We start from the raw sequence: 16,971 nt of genomic DNA on the forward strand, positions 1-16,971 counted from the left end.
ATCATGGCAAAGGCGCTTCTCGGTTACGTCGGCGGACCCGACCCGCGCGTGCTCTCCGAGATGCGACGTCTTCAGCAGCGAGTCCAGGACCTGGAATCCGAGCTCACTCGGATGCAGGCCGAGAACGACGCGCTGTCGTCCGTCGCGGACCACGAGCAGCTGCTTCGCAGCATCGACGTACCCCAGCCGGTTCCCGCCTACTCCTGATCACTTGAGCCAGTCCTCGGTCCGCAAGCCGAGGACTGTCCCGGATCCGGCGGGCGGCATCGCCACAGAGATAGTGCAAGGGACGCCCACCGTGGCGTCCCTTCGTCATTTCGCCTTCATCCCGTATACCCCCGCCCCGTAATCCCCTGTTCCTGGGATGCCCGCTTCCCTCGCAGGTGAAACCAGGTCGCGGGTCCACCGGTCCCGGCGTCGCGCCCGGATAGAGTGCCAGGCGTGCATCTCAAGAGCCTCACGCTGCGTGGATTCAAGTCGTTCGCGTCGGCGACCACGCTGCGTTTCGAGCCAGGGATCACCTGCGTCGTCGGCCCCAACGGCTCGGGCAAGTCCAATGTGGTCGACGCGCTGTCCTGGGTGATGGGCGAGCAGGGCGCCAAGTCGCTGCGCGGCGGCAAGATGGAGGACGTCATCTTCGCCGGGACCAGCGGGCGCACCCCGCTGGGGCCGTGCCGAGGTCGCGCTGACCATCGACAACAGCGACGGCGCGCTGCCGATCGAGTACAGCGAAGTCACCATCTCCCGGACCATGTTCCGCAACGGCGGCAGTGAGTACGCCATCAACGGGGCGACCTGTCGACTCCTCGACATCCAGGAAGCTGCTCTCGGACTCCGGCATCGGCCGGGAGATGCACGTCATCGTCGGTCAGGGCCAGCTCGACTCGGTGCTGCACGCGGACCCGATGGGCCGCCGGGCCTTCATCGAGGAGGCGGCCGGCGTCCTCAAGCACCGCAAGCGCAAGGAGAAGGCGCTCCGCAAGCTGGACGCCATGCAGGCCAATCTGACCAGGGTTCAGGACCTGGTCAACGAGCTGCGGCGGCAGCTGAAGCCGCTGGGACGGCAGGCCCAGATCGCCCGCCGCGCGCCGCGACCATCCAGGCCGATCTGCGCGACGCCCGACTGCGGCTGCTCGCCGACGACCTGGTGACGCTGCGTCGCGCGGTCGAGGAGGAGGTCGCCGACGAGATGGCGCTGCGGCTGCGCCGGTCCGGGGTCGAGCAGGAGCTGACCGCGCTGCAGCAGCGCGAGGCGGTGCTGGAGGCGCAGGTCGCCCAACTCGGGCCGAGGGTGGAACAGGCGGGCACGACCTGGTTCGCGCTGTCCTCGCTGGCCGAGCGGGTCCGCGGCACGATCGGCCTCGCCGAGGCCAGGGTCCGGCACGCGCAGAACCCGGGCACGGAGGAGCGGCGGGGCCGCGACCCGGAGGAGATGGAGCGCGAGGCCGCCCGGATCCGCGAGGAGGAGGCCGAGCTCAAGGAGGCCCTCGAGGAGGCGCAGTACGCCCTCGCCGAGACCGTGGAGCTGCGGGCCGAGCTGGAGCAGCGGCTCGCCGCCGAGGAGCAGGCGCTGCGGGCCGCCGCCCGGGCGCTCGCCGACCGGAGGGAGGGATTGGCCCGGCTCCAGGGCAAGGTCGCGGCGGCGCGTTCCCGCGCAGTGGGGGCGGGCGAGGAGATCGGACGGCTCGCGGAGGCACGGGACGGCGCACGGGAGCGCGCGGCGGCCGCGACCGAGGAGTACGAGCTGCTCAAGGAGCAGGTCGACGGGCTCGAAGCGGGCGACGAGCAGGCCGAGGCGCAGCTCCGCGAGGTACGGGCGGAGCTGGCCGGCGCCGAGGAGGCGCAGTCCCGGGCCCGCGAGGAACTGGCCGCAGTGGAACGGGAACGGGCCGGCCTCACCGCCCGCCGGGAGGCGCTGGCGCTGGGGCTGCGCCGCAAGGACGGCACCGGCGCGGTGCTCGCGGCGGGGGAGGACGGCAGCCTCGGCGGGGTGCTGGGGCCTGCGGCCTCGCTGCTCCGGGTCCGCCCCGGCGCGGAGGCGGCTGTCGCCGCTGCGCTCGGCCACGCGGCCGACGCGGTCGCGGTCGCCGACCTCCCCACCGCCGTCGCCGCCCTCCACCTCCTCCGCAGCACCGACGCGGGCCGCGCGGGCCTCCTGATCACCCCAGCGGAGCCCGCCGCGGCGGGCAAGGGCCCAGCCGCACCACCGCACGCCGCAGGCGCCTCCGGCGAAGCTGCGCACAACACCGCCGCGGCAGCCGACGCGCCGCGCTCCGCCGCAGGCGCGCAGCCCCTCGCCTCCGCCGCCGCGCAGCCCGCCTCCGCAGGCACCCCCGCCCCCGCAGGCGCGCAGCCCGCCGCCGCCCCCGGCACCCCCGCAACGGACGTGGTGGACGGGCCGGCCGGGCTGGTGGGGGTGGTGCGGGGCCTGCTGGAGGGATACGTGCTGGTGGGGACGTTGGCCGAGGCTCAGGCGCTGGTCGCAGACCATCCCTCGCTGATCGCGGTCACCGCTGACGGCGACCTGCTCGGCTGCGGGTTCGGCTATGGCGGGTCCGCCGCCGCGCCGAGCCTGTTGGAGACCCAGGCGGCCGTGGACGAGGCGACCACCGCGCTGGAAGCGCTGGTCGGACGGCGGGAAGGGCTGGCCGCAGGCCTGGAGCAGGCCACCGCGCGGCGCAAGGAGCTGGCCGTGACCGCCGAGGCGCTGAGCGCGAAACGCCGGGCCGCCGACAAGGAGAAGTCCGCCGTGGCCCAGCAGCTCGGCCGCCTCGGCGGCCAGGCCCGTGGCGCGACCGGCGAGGCCGACCGGCTCACCGCCGCCGCGGCCAAGGCGGAAGCGGCACAGCAGCAGGCCGAGGCCGACCTCGCCGAGCTCTCCGAACGCCTGCTCACCGCCGAGGAGATCCCCGCCGACGAGGAGCCGGACACCGGCGTCCGGGACCGGCTGAACGAGGAGGCCGCCCGCTCCCGGCAGACCGAGATGGAGGCACGGCTCTCGGTCCGCACCCATGAGGAGCGGGTCCGGGGGCTGGCCGGGCGCGCGGACTCGTTGGACCGGGGCGCCCGCGCCGAGCGCGAGGCCAGGGCCCGCGCCGCGGTCCGGCAGCAGCGGCTGCGGCAGGAGGCGCAGGTGGCCTCCGCCGTCGTCGACGGCAGTCGGCAGCTGCTGGCCTTTGTCGACTCCTCGCTGCAGGCCGCCGCCGCCGAGAAGCTGCAGGCGGAGCAGGACCGTGCGGTCCGGGAGGCCGAACTGACCCGTGAACGCGGACGCAACCGCGAGCTGAAGGCCGAGTTGGACCAGCTGACCGACTCGGTGCACCGGGACGAGGTGCTCCGCGCCGAGAAGCGGCTGCGGATCGAGCAGTTGGAGGCCAGGGCACTGGAGGAGCACGGGATCGAGGCGGACGGGCTGCTCGCCGAGTACGGTCCGGACCAGCTGGTCCCGCCGTCGCTCCCGGCCGAGGGGGAGGAGGCGGAGGCAGACCACCGTCCCTACGACCGCGCCGAGCAGGAGAAGCGGCTGCGGGCCGCCGAGAAGGCCTACACCCAGCTCGGCAAGGTCAACCCGCTGGCGCTGGAGGAGTTCGCGGCGCTGGAGGAGCGGCACCAGTTCCTCAGCGAGCAGTTGGAGGACCTCAAGAACACCCGCCGCGATCTGCTGACCGTGGTCAAGGACGTGGACGAGCGGGTGGAGCAGGTGTTCACCGCCGCGTACCACGACACCGCCGCCCAGTTCGAGGGCGTCTTCTCCCGGCTGTTCCCGGGCGGCGAGGGCCGGCTGGTGCTGACCGACCCGGACAACATGCTGACCACCGGCATCGACGTGGAGGCCAGGCCACCGGGCAAGAAGGTGAAGCGGCTGTCGCTGCTCTCGGGTGGTGAGCGCTCACTCACCGCGGTTGCCCTGCTGGTGTCCATCTTCAAGGCCCGCCCCAGCCCCTTCTACGTCATGGACGAGGTCGAGGCGGCCCTGGACGAGACCAACCTGCGGCGGCTGATCGGGATCATGGAGGAGCTGCGGGACAGCTCCCAGCTGATTGTGATCACCCATCAGAAACTCACCATGGAGTGCGCCGACGCGCTCTACGGCGTCTCCATGCGCGGGGACGGCATCTCCCAGGTGATCAGCCAGCGGCTGCGCGACGAACCCCGCCGCCCCCGCGCCGCATCCTGCCCGCCCAACCCACCGGCCCCACCGACCCGACCCCGCCCACCGAGCCCCCGCCCACCGACCCGCCCGCTCAGCCCTCCAGCGCATAGGCCGTCGCCTGGATGCCGTACAACTCGGCATAGCGGCCGTTCAGCGCCAGCAGCTCGCCGTGGCTGCCGGACTCCACCAGCCGCCCCTGGTGCAGCACCAGGATCAGATCCGCGCCGGTCACCGTCGAGAAGCGGTGCGAGACGATCACGGTCACCGCGCCGGTGCGGGCCGCGAGTTCGCCGGCCCTGGCCATGTAGCGCTCGAAGATGGCCTGCTCGCTGACCGCGTCCAGGGAGGCCGTGGGCTCGTCCAGGACGAAGAGCAGCGGGTCGGGGCGCATCGAGGCGCGGGCCAGGGCGGCGCGCTGCCACTGGCCCTCGGACAGCTCCACCCCGCCCAGCTCGCGTCCCAGTTGGGTGTCCAGGCCGTCCGGGAGCCCGGCCACGATGCCCTCGGCATCGGCCGCCCGGACCGCGGCGGCGATTCGCTCGCGGTCGTCCAGGTGCTCTACGTCGCCCAGGCCCACGGTGTCGGCGAAGGTCGTCTTGAACCGGCCGAAGTCCTGGAAGGCGGCGCTGGAACGGGCCCGCCAGGCGCCGGTGTCGAGATCTGCCAGCGGGACGCCGTCCACCAGCACCGAGCCGCTGTCCTGCTGGTAGAACTTCGCCAGCAGCTTCACCAGGGTGGTCTTGCCGGAGCCGTACTCGCCGACCACCGCGACCACGGATCCGGCCGGGAGCCTGGCGCTGAACCGGTCCAGGGCGGGCCGGTCGGTGCCGGGGTAGGTGTAGCTGACGTCGGTGAAGACGATGCCGTCCCGCAGTACCGCCGGAGGAGCCGCGCGGCCGGCGCTGCGGGCCCGGGCCTCGGCCGCGTAGTCGCGCAGCCACAGATAGGGCTCGATCACCTGGGCCGAACCCGCCGTCTGCGCCGTCGCGCTGACCACCGTCTGCAGGCTGTCCCGGACGGTCGCCGCCACCGTCACGGTGAGCACCAGATCGCCGACCGAGCCCTGCCCGTGCGCGGTCAGATAGGCCACCAGGGCCAGCGCGCCGACGAACCCGGCCGAGAACAGGGTCCAGCCGCCCATCTTCCACACCGCCGCGCGGGCCCTGGCCCCGGCCCTGAGCGCGACGGCCCGGTCCCACTCCGCCGCCTGGCGCTCGATCAGCTCCTCGGTGAAGCCGGTGGTGAGCACCTCCTTGGCGCTGGCCGGCTGCACCGCGAGGTCCAGCAGGTGCTGCTGCAGCCGGTAGCCCTCGGTCGAGGCGGTCTCCACCGCCCGGACGATGCGCTGTCCCCGGTGGTCCGCCCAGGTCAGCCCGGCGGCGAGGGGCAGCAGCAGAAGCAGCCAGGGGCTGACCGTCCCCAGCAGCACCAGCGTCAGCGCCAGCCGGAGCACCCCGGCCGCGGTCATCAGCGCGCCCCACGGCGACTGCGCCAGCTGGCTGGTGGAGGCACGGACCAGGGCGACCCGGTCCAGGTAGTCGCTGCGCTCCAGATGCTCCATCCCTTCGAGCGCGGCGATCTCGTGCAGCACCTGCGGTTCGAGCACCAGCCGTCCCAGCCGGTCGGCGGTGGTGCTGACCAGCTGCACGCTGAGCTCCTCGAGCACCGAGTTCGCCGCGTACGCGAGACCCGCGCCCGCCGCGCAGGCCACGGCCGTCCCCACCGCGCCCTGCACGGTGGCGTCCACCGCGGCCCGCAGGGTCAGCCCGGTCGCGGCCACCACCAGCACCGATGCCGCGATCGCGACCAGCGAGGCAGCGGTGAGGCCGGGCAGCCGCCGCCGGCACAGCCGCAGCAATTCACGCCACAGCGCCGGATACCGCAGCGCCCTCCGCAAGGCCTGAGAAGCCGTCCGGCTCATTCCGACACCCCCGCCGCGGCGAAGCGCTCCGCCTGGATCGTGAACAGACCGGCGTAGCCGGCGTCCAGCGCCATCAACTCGTCATGGGTGCCGGACTCACTGATCCTGCCCTGCTCCAGCAGCACGATCCGGTCCGCCTGACGCACCGTCGAAAGCCGGTGCGAGATCAGCACCACACTGGTCCGGCCCCGGTGCTCGGCCAGCCGCCGGAACACCTCGAACTCGGTGCGGACGTCCAGGTGCGCCGTGGGCTCGTCCAGCACCAGCAGTTGCGCCCCGGTACGCACGGCGTACAGGGCGCGGGTCAGCACCAACTGCTGCCACTGGCCGCCGGACAGGTCCACTCCGCCGGTGCGGGAGCGGGCCAGCGGGGTGTCCCAGCCGTCCGGCAGCCGTTCCAGCACCGGGGTGAACCCCGCGTCGGCAGCCGCCGCGTCCAGCATCGCGCGGTCGGGGCGACGCAGCGACACATTCTCCGCGGCGGTGAGCTGGTAGCGGACGAAGTCCTGGAACACCACTGAGATCCGGGAGCGCCAGGACGCGGTGTCCGCCGAGGTCAGCGCCGTTCCGTCGACGGTGATCCGCCCGGAGGTCGGTTGGTACAGCCCGGAGAGCAGCTTGATCAGCGTGGACTTGCCCGCGCCGTTGAGGCCCACCACGGCCAGCAGTTCGCCGGGGCGGATCTCCAGGTCCAGGCCGTCCAGCACGGTGCGGTCGGTGCCGGGGTAGCGGAAGCCCACCTGTTCGAAGCGCACCGAGGGCGGCCGGTCCTGTGCGACAACAGCGGCAGGGCCCGCAGCGACCGCCCGCGGCTGCCCCAGTACCGCGCTGACCTGATCGAAGGCCCGTACCGCGTTCATCGCGCCGGTCATCTGCAGCAGCGAGCGGCTCGACCCCAGCGCCTGGTACAGCGCGTATCCGGCGGCCAGGACCGCGGTCTGCAGGGCGACCGAGGTGTGGCCGTGCACCGCGCTCAGGGTGACCGCGACATACGTGGGCACCAGACCGGCCGAGACCAGCAGCAGCGGGATCCAGTCGGTGCGGAACATCCGCACCAGGCTCGACCACAGCGGTTCATTGGCCACGTCGATATGGTGGTCGAGGCGCCGCACCAGCCAGTCGGCGAGCCCGAAGACCCGGATGTCCTTCCCCTCGCTGGGCGACACCACCGCCTTCCGCCAGACGTCGGCGTGCAGTTCCTCCTTGTCGGCGAAGCGCCAGGCGTCGTTCATCTCCTGACCGGTGCGGTAGTGCCGGTAGCCGCAGCCGGCCGCGGTCAGCACCAGCAGCGGCAGCGGCCACCAGGCGTAGCGGGCCAGCACCAGACCCGCCGCCAGGGCTCCCACCAGCTGCGAAGCCTGCCGCATCGCCGCCAGGGCGCCGACCCCGACGGTACGGTCCGGGCCGTGGTCGGGGTCGCTGATCGCGCCCCGCAGCAGCGCCTGCACCTCGGGGGTCTCCAGACCGCCCACGGTCGGCCCGGCCAGGGCGAGCCGGGCGATCCGGGTGCGCTGCGCCCCGTCGACCCGCCAGCGCACCAGGTACTCCAGCGGCGCGGTCGCCGACTGGGCCAGGTAGCCGAGCAGCAGCACCGCCGCGAACAGGGCCAGCGGCAGCACCGCGGCGGCGAACACCCGGGTCCCCGCCGTCCCGTCCAACCGGCTCACCAGCAGGCCCAGGACCGCGGCGGTCGCCGCCGGGGCGACCGCCGTCAGCAGTTGCGCCAGCGCCAGCGAGACGACCGCGGGAGCCCCGGCCCCACTCAGCGAGCGCAGCAGCAGAATCCGGTGGTGCAGTGTGCGACGCGGGGATCCGAGCATGTGGGAGATGATGCCCGATCCCCACCCACTGGTTCCATGGATTTGTCCGTCCACGATCCAGAGGCCTCAGCCGCGTCCAATCAGTGACAAAAACTCCCCGGTTCCGCCTGCTTCTCCCGTACTCGCACACCCGTCCCTGATACTGGGAGGCGTCATGGAATACATCATCATTGCCGTAGTCATCGCAGTCGCACTCATCGGAGTGGCCACCGGTCTTGTCGTCACCGGAAAGCGCCGCAAGGAGCTGCCGCCGCCGCAGTCAGCCCCGCCACAGGTCACGCCCCCGGCGACCAAGCCGGCGGCCGAGCCCACGGCCGAGCCGTCGGTCGAACCGGAGGCCGAGGCGCCGGTCGCCGAGCCGTCCGCCCTGGACGTCCCCGAGCCCACCGCGGGACGCCTGGTCCGGCTCCGCTCGCGGCTGTCGCGTTCGCAGAACTCCATGGGCAAGGGCCTGCTCGCGCTGCTCTCCCGGGACCACCTCGACGAGGACACCTGGGAGGAGATCGAGGAGGTCCTGCTGGTCGCGGACGTCGGCGTCGTGCCGACCCAGGAGCTGGTGGAGCGGCTGCGCTCCCGGGTGAAGGTGCTGGGCACGCGCTCCCCGGAGGAGCTGCGCACCCTGCTCCGCGAGGAGCTGACCACGCTGGTCGACCCGACCATGGACCGCACCCTGCACACCGCGAAGCACACCGAGGAGGAGCCGCCGCGGCCCGCCGTGGTGCTGGTGGTCGGCGTCAACGGCGTCGGCAAGACCACCACCAGCGGCAAGCTGGCCCGGGTGCTGGTGGCCGACGGCCGGACCGTGCTGCTCGGCGCGGCCGACACCTTCCGCGCCGCCGCCGCCGACCAGCTGCAGACCTGGGGCGAGCGGGTCGGCGCCCGTACCGTCCGCGGCCCCGAGGGCGGCGACCCGGCGTCGGTGGCCTTCGACGCGGTCAAGCAGGGCATCGCCGAGGGCGCGGACACCGTGCTGGTGGACACCGCCGGGCGGCTGCACACCAAGACCGGCCTGATGGACGAGCTGGGCAAGGTCAAGCGGGTGGTCGAGAAGCACGGCCCGGTGGACGAGGTGCTGCTGGTCCTGGACGCCACCACCGGCCAGAACGGCCTGGTGCAGGCGAAGGTCTTCGCCGAGGTGGTGGACATCACCGGGATCGTGCTGACCAAGCTGGACGGCACCGCCAAGGGCGGCATCGTGGTCGCGGTGCAGCGTCAGCTGGGCGTCCCGGTGAAGCTGATCGGCCTGGGCGAGGGCGCGGACGACCTGGCGCCGTTCGACCCGGCGGCCTTCGTGGACGCGCTCATCGGCTGAGCGGCCCGGTCACGCACCGAGGAGCCGCCGCCCCCGGACCGGGGACGGCGGCTCCTTTCTCTGCCCTCTGCACAAGGAGGTCAGTGCCGGCCGACCAGCTCGGCCACGCCGCGGTGGCAGGCGTAGGCCAGGGGCCCCAGCAGCAGCCGGGCCTCCGGCGGCTGGGCCGCGGTCTCCGGGGTGGGGCGGCGCAGCCAGCGGGTCAGCGGCGTGGGCGGCGCGGGGACGGACGAGCCCGCGCCGTGGCAGGTGAGGTCGAGGTGGGCGTCGTCCCAGCCGGTCTTGTAGAGCAGGTCCGGCAGTGTCTCGGCGGTGTGCGGGGCGACCAGGAACAGGGCCCGGCCGCCGGGCCCGGCCAGCACCGGGCCCGGCCTGACCCCGATCCGTTCCAGCCGTACCAGCGCCTGGCAGCCGACCGCCTCCGGCACGTCGAGCACGTCGAAGCCCAGCCCGGTCACCAGCCGCAGCTCCGGGCCGGCCAGGTCCACGGTCCAGCCCCAGCGCTGGGTGTACTCGTCGGCCGACCGCGCTGATCGTTGCCGACCCCGGGTGGCGCGGGCACGACCGCGCGGGCCGGGCGACCGGCCGCTGAAGATCGGGTTGCCGAACAGGATGTCCAAGTCCACTCACCACCAACCGAAATCGAGTACCGATAGTTACGCCGTGGAGCGCGGCAAGGCGCGCAGTAGTTTTGTCGGGCGCGTGGTTGACCTCTCCGCGCCCCCTGATCTGATGGGAATTCCGGAACCCGTTGCCGGGACGTTGTGCATGGGGGAAGGTCTTATCCAGATCCAGTGAAGCGCGCTCAACAAGACTCACGTTCACTCGCAGGGGTGGCGAAGGGTGGCGTTTCCGGGGGCGGACTCCCTCGGACGGCCCAAAGCACGCTACGTTCGGTCGGCAGGCTGGCGAGTTGACGCCCTGGCGGATATGCCGGGGGCAACCGTCCTGCAGGCAGCGATCTCTGACGGACCGAAAGATCGGCACGATCGATCTGCAGGACCGCGGTGCGGCAGACGATCACCACGCAGGAGTAGGACAAGCTCGGGATGGGGGCGTTCCGGTGGGCGAGAAGCAACCCAACGAGCAACTGACGGCCTGGTTCGTCAGAAGCGGTTGGTCCAAGGGCGAGTTGGCACGCCAGGTGAACCGGCGGGCCCGGCAGATCGGTGCCAGCCACATCAGTACGGACACCTCACGGGTGCGCCGCTGGCTGGACGGCGAGAGCCCGCGCGAGCCGATTCCGAAGATCCTCTCCGACCTGCTGTCGGAGCGCTTCGGCTCCCTGGTCACGATCGAGGACCTCGGTCTCAAGGCCGTGCCCAACCTCGCGCCGGGGTCGGGCGTCGACCTGCCCTGGAACGGCAGCCAGACCGTCCAGCTGATCTCGGACTACTCCCGCAGCGACCTGATGCTCAACCGGCGGGGCTTCCTCGGCACCTCGCTCGCGCTGACCGCCGGGTCCGCCCTGATCGAGCCGATGCAGCGCTGGCTCGCCCCGGCCCCCGGCGGAATGCCGACCCCGGCCCTGGCCGCGGTCCGCGGCGGCCGGCCGCCCACCGGCCGGATCTCCGGGCCCGAGCTGTCCCTGCTCGAGTCCACCGTGCGGATGTTCCGCCAGTGGGACGCCCAGAACGGCGGCGGTCTGCGCCGCAAGGCCGTGGTGGGCCAGCTGCACGAGGTCTGCGACCTGCTGCAGGAGACCTATCCGGCCGACGTCACCAGGCGGCTGTTCCAGACCACCGCGCAGCTGGCGCACCTGGCCGGCTGGATGTCCTACGACATAGGGATGCACCCCAGCGCGCAGAAGTACTACGTGCTGGCGCTGCACGCCGCCAAGGAGGCCGGGGACCGGCCCTTCGGTGCGCTGATCCTCGCCGACATGTGCCGGCAGATGATCCACCTGAACCGCAGCAACGACGCCCTGGAGCTGGTGCACCTGGCCCAGTACGGCAGCCGGGACACCGCCACCGCCAGGACCGCCTCGCTGATGCACGCGCTGGAGGCCCGCGCCTACGCCAACCTCGGCGAGGTCAACAAGTGCTACCGGGCGGCCCGGCTGGCCGAGGACTCGTTCCAGGACATCACCGTTCCGCTGGACCAGGAGCCGGACTGGATCACCTTCTTCTCCGAGGCCGAGCTCAACGCCGAGAACGCCCACTCCTACCGCGATCTGAGCTACCACGCGGGCCGCAGCGAGGTGTACGCGCTGCAGGCGCAGCCGGTGATGGAGCGGGCGGTGGAGCTGTTCGCCCAGGATCCGGACCACCAGCGCTCCTACGCGCTCAACCTGATCGGCATGGCCAGCGTCCACCTGCTGCAGAAGCAGCCGGAGGAGGCGGCGGCGTCCGCCCAGCAGGCCGTGGACATCGCGATCAGGATCCGCTCGGAACGGGTCAACACCCGGGTCAGGAAGACCACCGCCGCGGCGATGGGCGAGTTCCGCGACGTGGGCGAGGTGGTCCGACTGCGCGAGCGGGTCGACCAGGAGCTCCCCGAGTACACCAAGAACCAGGCGGTCTGAATCACCGCACCCGCCCAGCGACAGCCCAAACAGCGACTTTCGGCCATCGGCGGCAGCCGCTTCCCCCACTCCGACCGCGGAAACCCTCCACACTCGGCTCCCCCATGCCAGGTCTGCGGGACAGTTTCCGCGGTCGGTCACTGTTCGCGGCATTCGGTATCGCTTCGGTATCGCAGGGCGTCAGGGTAGCGATACGTATGCGCTCCGGTTCCAGTGTTCACCAGCGCGTAACACTGCTGTCAGCTTCGTCACGGGCGCGAAACACGGTCAGGCATCGGCCGAAACCGCCCTCCGTCAATCTCCTCATCAATAGCTGACGCCTCCGGGGGCACGGGACGGATACCCGGAGGACGGAGCAGCTCAACACTCGAGGAGACGCCGAATGCCTAGCGGCTTCAGCGGCGGGGACACCGCTTTTGTACTCATAAGCGCGGCACTGGTCATGTTGATGACGCCGGGCCTTGCGTTCTTCTACGGCGGCATGGTCAGGGTCAAGAGCGCCCTCAACATGCTGATCATGAGCTTCATCGCACTCGGGATCGTCACGGTCCTGTGGGTGCTGTACGGCTACTCGCTGAGCTTCGGAACGGACTCGTTCCACGGTCTCATCGGTAATCTGCACATGTTCGGCATGCGCAACATCGGAATGAATCAGCTGAGCGGGACCATCCCGGTCTTCGCTTTCGCGGCCTTCCAGCTGATGTTCGCGGTCATCACCCCGGCCCTGATCAGCGGCGCGATCGCCGACCGGGCCAAGTTCTCGGCCTGGGCGCTCTTCCTCGCGCTCTGGGTCACCATCGTGTACTTCCCGGTCGCGCACTGGGTGTTCATGTTCGATGACGGCAGTGGCACCCCCAAGGGTGGCTGGCTCGGCGACCGGATGCACGTGCTCGACTTCGCCGGTGGTACCGCGGTCCACCTCAACGCCGGTATGGCGGGCCTGGCCCTGTGCCTGGTCCTCGGCAAGCGGATCGGGTTCAAGAAGGACCCGATGCGTCCGCACAGCCTCCCGCTGGTGATGCTGGGCTCCGGTCTGCTGTGGTTCGGCTGGTTCGGCTTCAACGCCGGCTCCGCCCTGGCGGCGAACGGCCTGGCCGGCATCGCCTTCATGAACACCCAGATCGCCACGGCGGCGGGCATGCTCGGCTGGCTGGCCTACGAGAAGATTAGGCACGGCTCGTTCACCACGCTCGGCGCCGCCTCCGGCGCCGTCACCGGCCTGGTCGCGATCACCCCCGCCTGTGCCTACATCAGCCCGCTCGGCTCGATCGGCCTGGGCCTGGTCTGTGGCGCGCTCTGCGCCTGGGCCGTCAGCCTGAAGTACCGCTTCGGTTTCGACGACTCGCTCGACGTGGTCGGCGTGCACGCGGTCGGCGGTGCCTCCGGCGCCCTGCTGATCGGCCTGCTCTCCACCGGCCACGCCGGCTCCTCCTACGCCGGCCTGTTCTACGGCGGCGGCTTCACCCAGCTCGGCCGTCAGGCCCTGGGCGTCGCGGTGGTCGGTGTCTACTCCTTCGTCCTCGCCTACATCATCGGCAAGGCGATCGACAAGACCATGGGCTTCCGGGTCTCCGAGGACGTCGAGGTCGCCGGGATCGACCAGGCGGAGCACGCCGAGTCGGCCTACGACTTCAGCGCGGTGGGCGCCGCCCTGTCGAAGGCTCTGGTGCCGTCAGGTGCGGTGGCCCAGGATGAGGCGGAGGCCGACGCGGCCGACGCGGGAACGAAGGTCGAGGCATGAAGCTCATCACCGCAGTCATCAAGCCCCACCGCCTGGACGACGTGAAGGAGGCCCTGCAGGCCTTCGGAGTCCACGGACTCACGGTCACCGAGGCCAGCGGCTACGGTCGGCAGCGCGGGCACACCGAGGTCTACCGGGGCGCGGAGTACACCGTCGACCTGGTGCCGAAGGTCCGGGTTGAGATCCTGGTCGAGGACGACGACGCGGAAGGCCTGATCGATGTCCTGGTCAAGGCCGCCCGTACTGGCAAGATCGGTGACGGCAAGGTCTGGAGCGTCCCGGTGGAGACCACCGTCCGGGTGCGCACCGGCGAACGCGGACCCGACGCTCTGTAGCAGGTCGGGCCTGTGACAACAGGCAACAATGGCATCTCGCAAGGGGCGGGGGAGTCGGGCGGAAGCCCGACTCCCCCTTCCGGCGTTCTTCATTCATCGGGAGCACCGTTGACGGATCGGCAGCAGGCATCGCCCGGCCAGGAGTCCACCGACCCGGCCTCGACGGGTAGCAGTCCAGGCGGGAGCGGCTACGCCGCCCAGCGGCTGCACCTGCTGCGTGAGGACGGCCGGGTCGGTGCGGCCCGCCGTACCGCCCTGTCCGAGCTGACCGACCGCTGGCTCTCCGGCCTCTTCTCCACCGCAGCGGACGGGCTCACCGGGGTCGCCCTGGTGGCGGTCGGCGGCTACGGCCGCGGTGAGCTCTCCCCGCGCAGCGACCTCGACCTGCTCCTCCTGCACGACGGCAGCGTCGGCGGCAGCAAGGGCCGCGCCGTCCCCGCGCTGGCCGAGCAGCTCTGGTACCCGGTCTGGGACAACGGCATCGCCCTGGACCACTCGGTCCGCGACCTCTCCACCGCCCGCAAGGTCGCCGCCGAGGACCTCAAGGTCCAGCTCGGCCTGCTGGACGCCCGCCACATCGCCGGCGATCCCGGCCTCACCGCGGGGCTGCGCTCGGCGATCCTCGCCGACTGGCGCTCCGACGCCGTCAAACGCCTGCCCGAGCTGCACGAGATGTGCCGGGAGCGCGCCGAGCGCCACGGCGAGCTGGGCTTCCTGCTGGAACCCGACCTCAAGGAGGCCAGGGGCGGGCTGCGCGACCTCACCGCGCTGGACGCGGTGGCCGCCTCCTGGATCGCCGACGCCCCGCGCACCGGCCTGGCCGAGGCCGCGGCCAAACTGCGCGACGTCCGGGACACCCTGCACCTGGTCACCGGGCGGGCCACCGACCGGCTCAGCCTGCAGGAGCAGGACCAGGTCGCGCTGGAGCTGGGCGTGCTCGACGCCGACATCCTGCTGCGCCAGGTGTACGAGGCGGCCCGCACCATCGCCTACGCCTCGGACGTCACCTGGCGCGAGGTGGACCGGGTGCTGCGGGCCCGCAGCGGCGGCCGGGTGCGCCGTACCGTCCGATTCGGTTTCGGGTCGAGCACCGCCACCCGCAACACCGCGGCCAAGGGCGGGGTGGAACGCAGCCCGCTGGCCGAGGGCGTGGTGGAGCAGGACGGCGAGGCCGTGCTGGCCCACGCCGCCCGTCCCGCCGCCGACCCGGTGCTGCCGCTGCGCGCGGCCGCGGCCGCCGCCCAGGCGGATCTGCCGCTGGCGCCGGCCACCGTACGCCGGCTGGCCGCGGAGACCCGGCCGCTGCCGGTGCCCTGGCCGGACGAGGCCAGGGACCAGCTGATCACCCTGCTCGGCGCCGGGGAGAGCGCGATCACGGTGTGGGAGGCGCTGGAGGCCGAGGGCCTGATCGCCCGGATGCTGCCGGACTGGGACCGGGTCCGCTGCCGTCCGCAGCGCAACGCGGTGCACCGCTGGACGGTGGACCGGCACCTGGTCGAGACGGCGGTGCGGGCCGCCGCGATGACCCGCCGGGTGGCCCGTCCCGACCTGCTCCTGATCGCCGCGCTGCTGCACGACATCGGCAAGGGCTGGCCGGGGGACCACTCCGAGGCCGGCGAGGTGATCACCCGCGACGTCGCGGTCAGGATCGGCTTCTCCAAGCCGGACGTGGACACCCTGGCGCTGCTGGTGCGGCACCACCTGCTGCTGGTGGAGACGGCGACCAGGCGCGACCTGGACGACCCGGCCACCGTCGCCGCGATCACCTCCGTGGTCGGCAGCACCGGTGTGCTCGAACTCCTGCACGCCCTCACCGAGGCCGACGCGCTGGCCACCGGTCCGGCCGCCTGGAGCAGCTGGCGGGCCGCCCTGGTCGCGGACCTGGCCGAGCGCGCCGCCGCCGCCCTGGCCGGCGAGGACGCGGCCCATGACACCGCCGCGCCCGAGCCCTCGGCGGAGGAGGAGCGGCTGGCCGTGGAGGCGGCCAGGACCAGCGGCCCGGTGCTCTCGGTCCATGCCGAGGCGGAGCATCCCGCGGATCTCGGCACCGAGCCGATGGGGGTCACCCTCACCCTGGCCCTGCCGGACCGCCCGGGCGTGCTGCCCACCGTCGCCGGGGTGCTCGCGCTGCACCGGCTGACGGTCAGATCGGCCGCGATCCGCGAGCTCGACCCGATAGGAGCAGGGCCGGTACTGGCCCTGACCTGGCAGGTCGCCGCCGAGTACGGCGAGGTCCCGGAGGCGGCCAGGCTCCGCGCCGACATCCGCCGGGCGCTGGACGGCGGTATGGACGTCACCCGCCGCCTCGCCGAGCGCGACGCCGCCGCGCCGCGCCGCCGGGGCATCGCCGCCCCGCCGCCCCGGGTCACCGTCGCCCCCGGCGGTTCGGCCAGCGCGACCGTGCTGGAGGTGCGCGCCCATGACGCGCCCGGTCTGCTGCACCGGATCGGCCGGGCCCTGGAGGACACCGGCGTCCGGGTCCGCACGGCCAGGATCTCCACCCTGGGCGCCGACGCGGTCGACGCCTTCTACGTCACCGGTCGGACGACCTGCCGCTGGCGCCGTCCCACGCGGTCGAGGTCGCCCGCAGCGTCGAGCGCGCCCTCTCCTGAGCGTCGAGCAGAGCCTGAGGGCCGGGGGCCTGAGGCATCCCCAGAGGGGCCGGGGGCGTCCGCTCGCCGACCTTGCGGGCCGGCGCCCCGGCCCAGATCTCGTAGGGCCCGGTGGAGCGGGTGAGCACGGCGTTGGCGCCGACCACGGTGCCCCGTCCCACGGTCAGCACGCCCTGCTTGCAGACCACCTTGGCGCCGGTGCACAGCACCGCGCCGTCCTCGACCACCACCCGCTCCATCAGGCTCTGCTCCTGCGGCACCCAGGGGTCGGCGCGGCCGATGCTGACCCCGTTGTAGAGGACCACGTCCGCGCCGAGCGTGGTCCAGGGGTGCAGCACCAGGCCGAAGCCGCGGTGGAACACCTGCAGCCCCGGGCCGATCTCGGCGGCGGCGGGCACCTCCACCCCGTAGAGGGCGAGGGCTTCCTGGACGGCGCGGCGCAGCAGCGGGTGGCGGCGGCGGTAGATCAGTGCGGCGACGAGTGACATGGCTCCCATCGTGCTGACACTGGTGCCGCGGTCGCCGCAGCCACGCCGCCGCCGACCGATCCAGG

Annotated in this window: 10 protein-coding genes and 2 pseudogenes; 9 read left to right on the forward strand and 3 right to left on the reverse strand. The window is 72.6% G+C overall.

Going from position 1 to position 16,971, the window contains the following annotated elements:
* The first annotated feature begins 3 nt into the window (after positions 1-3).
* The 3 genes and pseudogenes from ACXKR8_RS33730 to ACXKR8_RS33740 form a co-directional block, all read left to right on the forward strand.
* Entirely contained in the window at positions 4-207 is a 204-nt protein-coding gene (locus ACXKR8_RS33730) for a hypothetical protein (protein WP_380518298.1), read from the forward strand.
* 234 nt (positions 208-441) lie between these two features.
* Positions 442-774: an AAA family ATPase gene (locus tag ACXKR8_RS33735; RefSeq protein ID WP_462099944.1), complete on the forward strand. Its 333-nt coding sequence runs from the start codon at positions 442-444 to the stop codon at positions 772-774.
* Positions 719-4,060: pseudogene (locus ACXKR8_RS33740) on the forward strand (AAA family ATPase); the annotation flags it as partial. The gene ACXKR8_RS33735 and the pseudogene ACXKR8_RS33740, both read left to right, overlap by 56 nt.
* A gap of 184 nt (positions 4,061-4,244) precedes the next feature.
* Here the strand turns inward: ACXKR8_RS33740 and ACXKR8_RS33745 are convergent.
* Both ACXKR8_RS33745 and ACXKR8_RS33750 read right to left on the reverse strand, forming a co-directional pair.
* Positions 4,245-6,074 (reverse strand): ATP-binding cassette domain-containing protein, encoded by a 1,830-nt coding sequence (locus tag ACXKR8_RS33745; RefSeq protein WP_458268356.1) that lies wholly within the window; start codon positions 6,072-6,074, stop codon positions 4,245-4,247.
* Entirely contained in the window at positions 6,071-7,894 is a 1,824-nt protein-coding gene (locus tag ACXKR8_RS33750; protein WP_458268357.1) for an ABC transporter ATP-binding protein, read from the reverse strand. Before ACXKR8_RS33750 ends, ACXKR8_RS33745 begins: the two co-directional genes overlap by 4 nt.
* A 154-nt stretch (positions 7,895-8,048) precedes the next feature.
* On the opposite strand from ACXKR8_RS33750, the gene ftsY reads away from it, so the two are divergent.
* Positions 8,049-9,206 (forward strand): signal recognition particle-docking protein FtsY, encoded by a 1,158-nt coding sequence (ftsY, locus tag ACXKR8_RS33755; protein WP_458268358.1) that lies wholly within the window; start codon positions 8,049-8,051, stop codon positions 9,204-9,206.
* An 80-nt stretch (positions 9,207-9,286) separates the two neighbouring features.
* On the opposite strand, the gene ACXKR8_RS33760 is transcribed toward ftsY, so the two are convergent.
* Positions 9,287-9,826 (reverse strand): bifunctional DNA primase/polymerase, encoded by a 540-nt coding sequence (locus ACXKR8_RS33760; RefSeq protein WP_458268359.1) that lies wholly within the window; start codon positions 9,824-9,826, stop codon positions 9,287-9,289.
* Positions 9,827-9,869: 43 nt separating this feature from the next.
* Here ACXKR8_RS33760 and ACXKR8_RS33765 point away from each other — a divergent pair, with 43 nt between their 5' ends.
* The 5 genes and pseudogenes from ACXKR8_RS33765 to ACXKR8_RS33785 all read left to right on the forward strand — a co-directional run bounded on the left by ACXKR8_RS33765 (position 9,870) and on the right by ACXKR8_RS33785 (position 16,418).
* On the forward strand, positions 9,870-10,004 hold the full coding sequence (locus tag ACXKR8_RS33765) for a hypothetical protein (protein WP_458268360.1): 135 nt from the start codon (positions 9,870-9,872) through the stop codon (positions 10,002-10,004).
* 265 nt (positions 10,005-10,269) lie between these two features.
* Positions 10,270-11,730, forward strand: a complete 1,461-nt coding sequence (gene nsdA, locus ACXKR8_RS33770; RefSeq protein ID WP_458268361.1) for a transcriptional repressor NsdA — start codon at positions 10,270-10,272, stop codon at positions 11,728-11,730.
* Positions 11,731-12,112: 382 nt separating this feature from the next.
* Positions 12,113-13,471 carry an ammonium transporter gene (locus ACXKR8_RS33775; protein ID WP_458268362.1) on the forward strand — a complete coding sequence of 453 codons (1,359 nt, stop codon included), beginning with the start codon at positions 12,113-12,115 and terminating at the stop codon, positions 13,469-13,471.
* Positions 13,468-13,806: a P-II family nitrogen regulator gene (locus ACXKR8_RS33780; RefSeq protein WP_380518281.1), complete on the forward strand. Its 339-nt coding sequence runs from the start codon at positions 13,468-13,470 to the stop codon at positions 13,804-13,806. The genes ACXKR8_RS33775 and ACXKR8_RS33780 overlap by 4 nt, the downstream gene beginning before the upstream one ends.
* Before the next feature lie 108 nt (positions 13,807-13,914).
* A pseudogene (locus ACXKR8_RS33785) lies at positions 13,915-16,418 on the forward strand ([protein-PII] uridylyltransferase).
* The last annotated feature ends 553 nt before the right edge of the window (positions 16,419-16,971 follow it).

It is taken from the genome of Streptacidiphilus sp. PAMC 29251 (assembly GCF_054208735.2).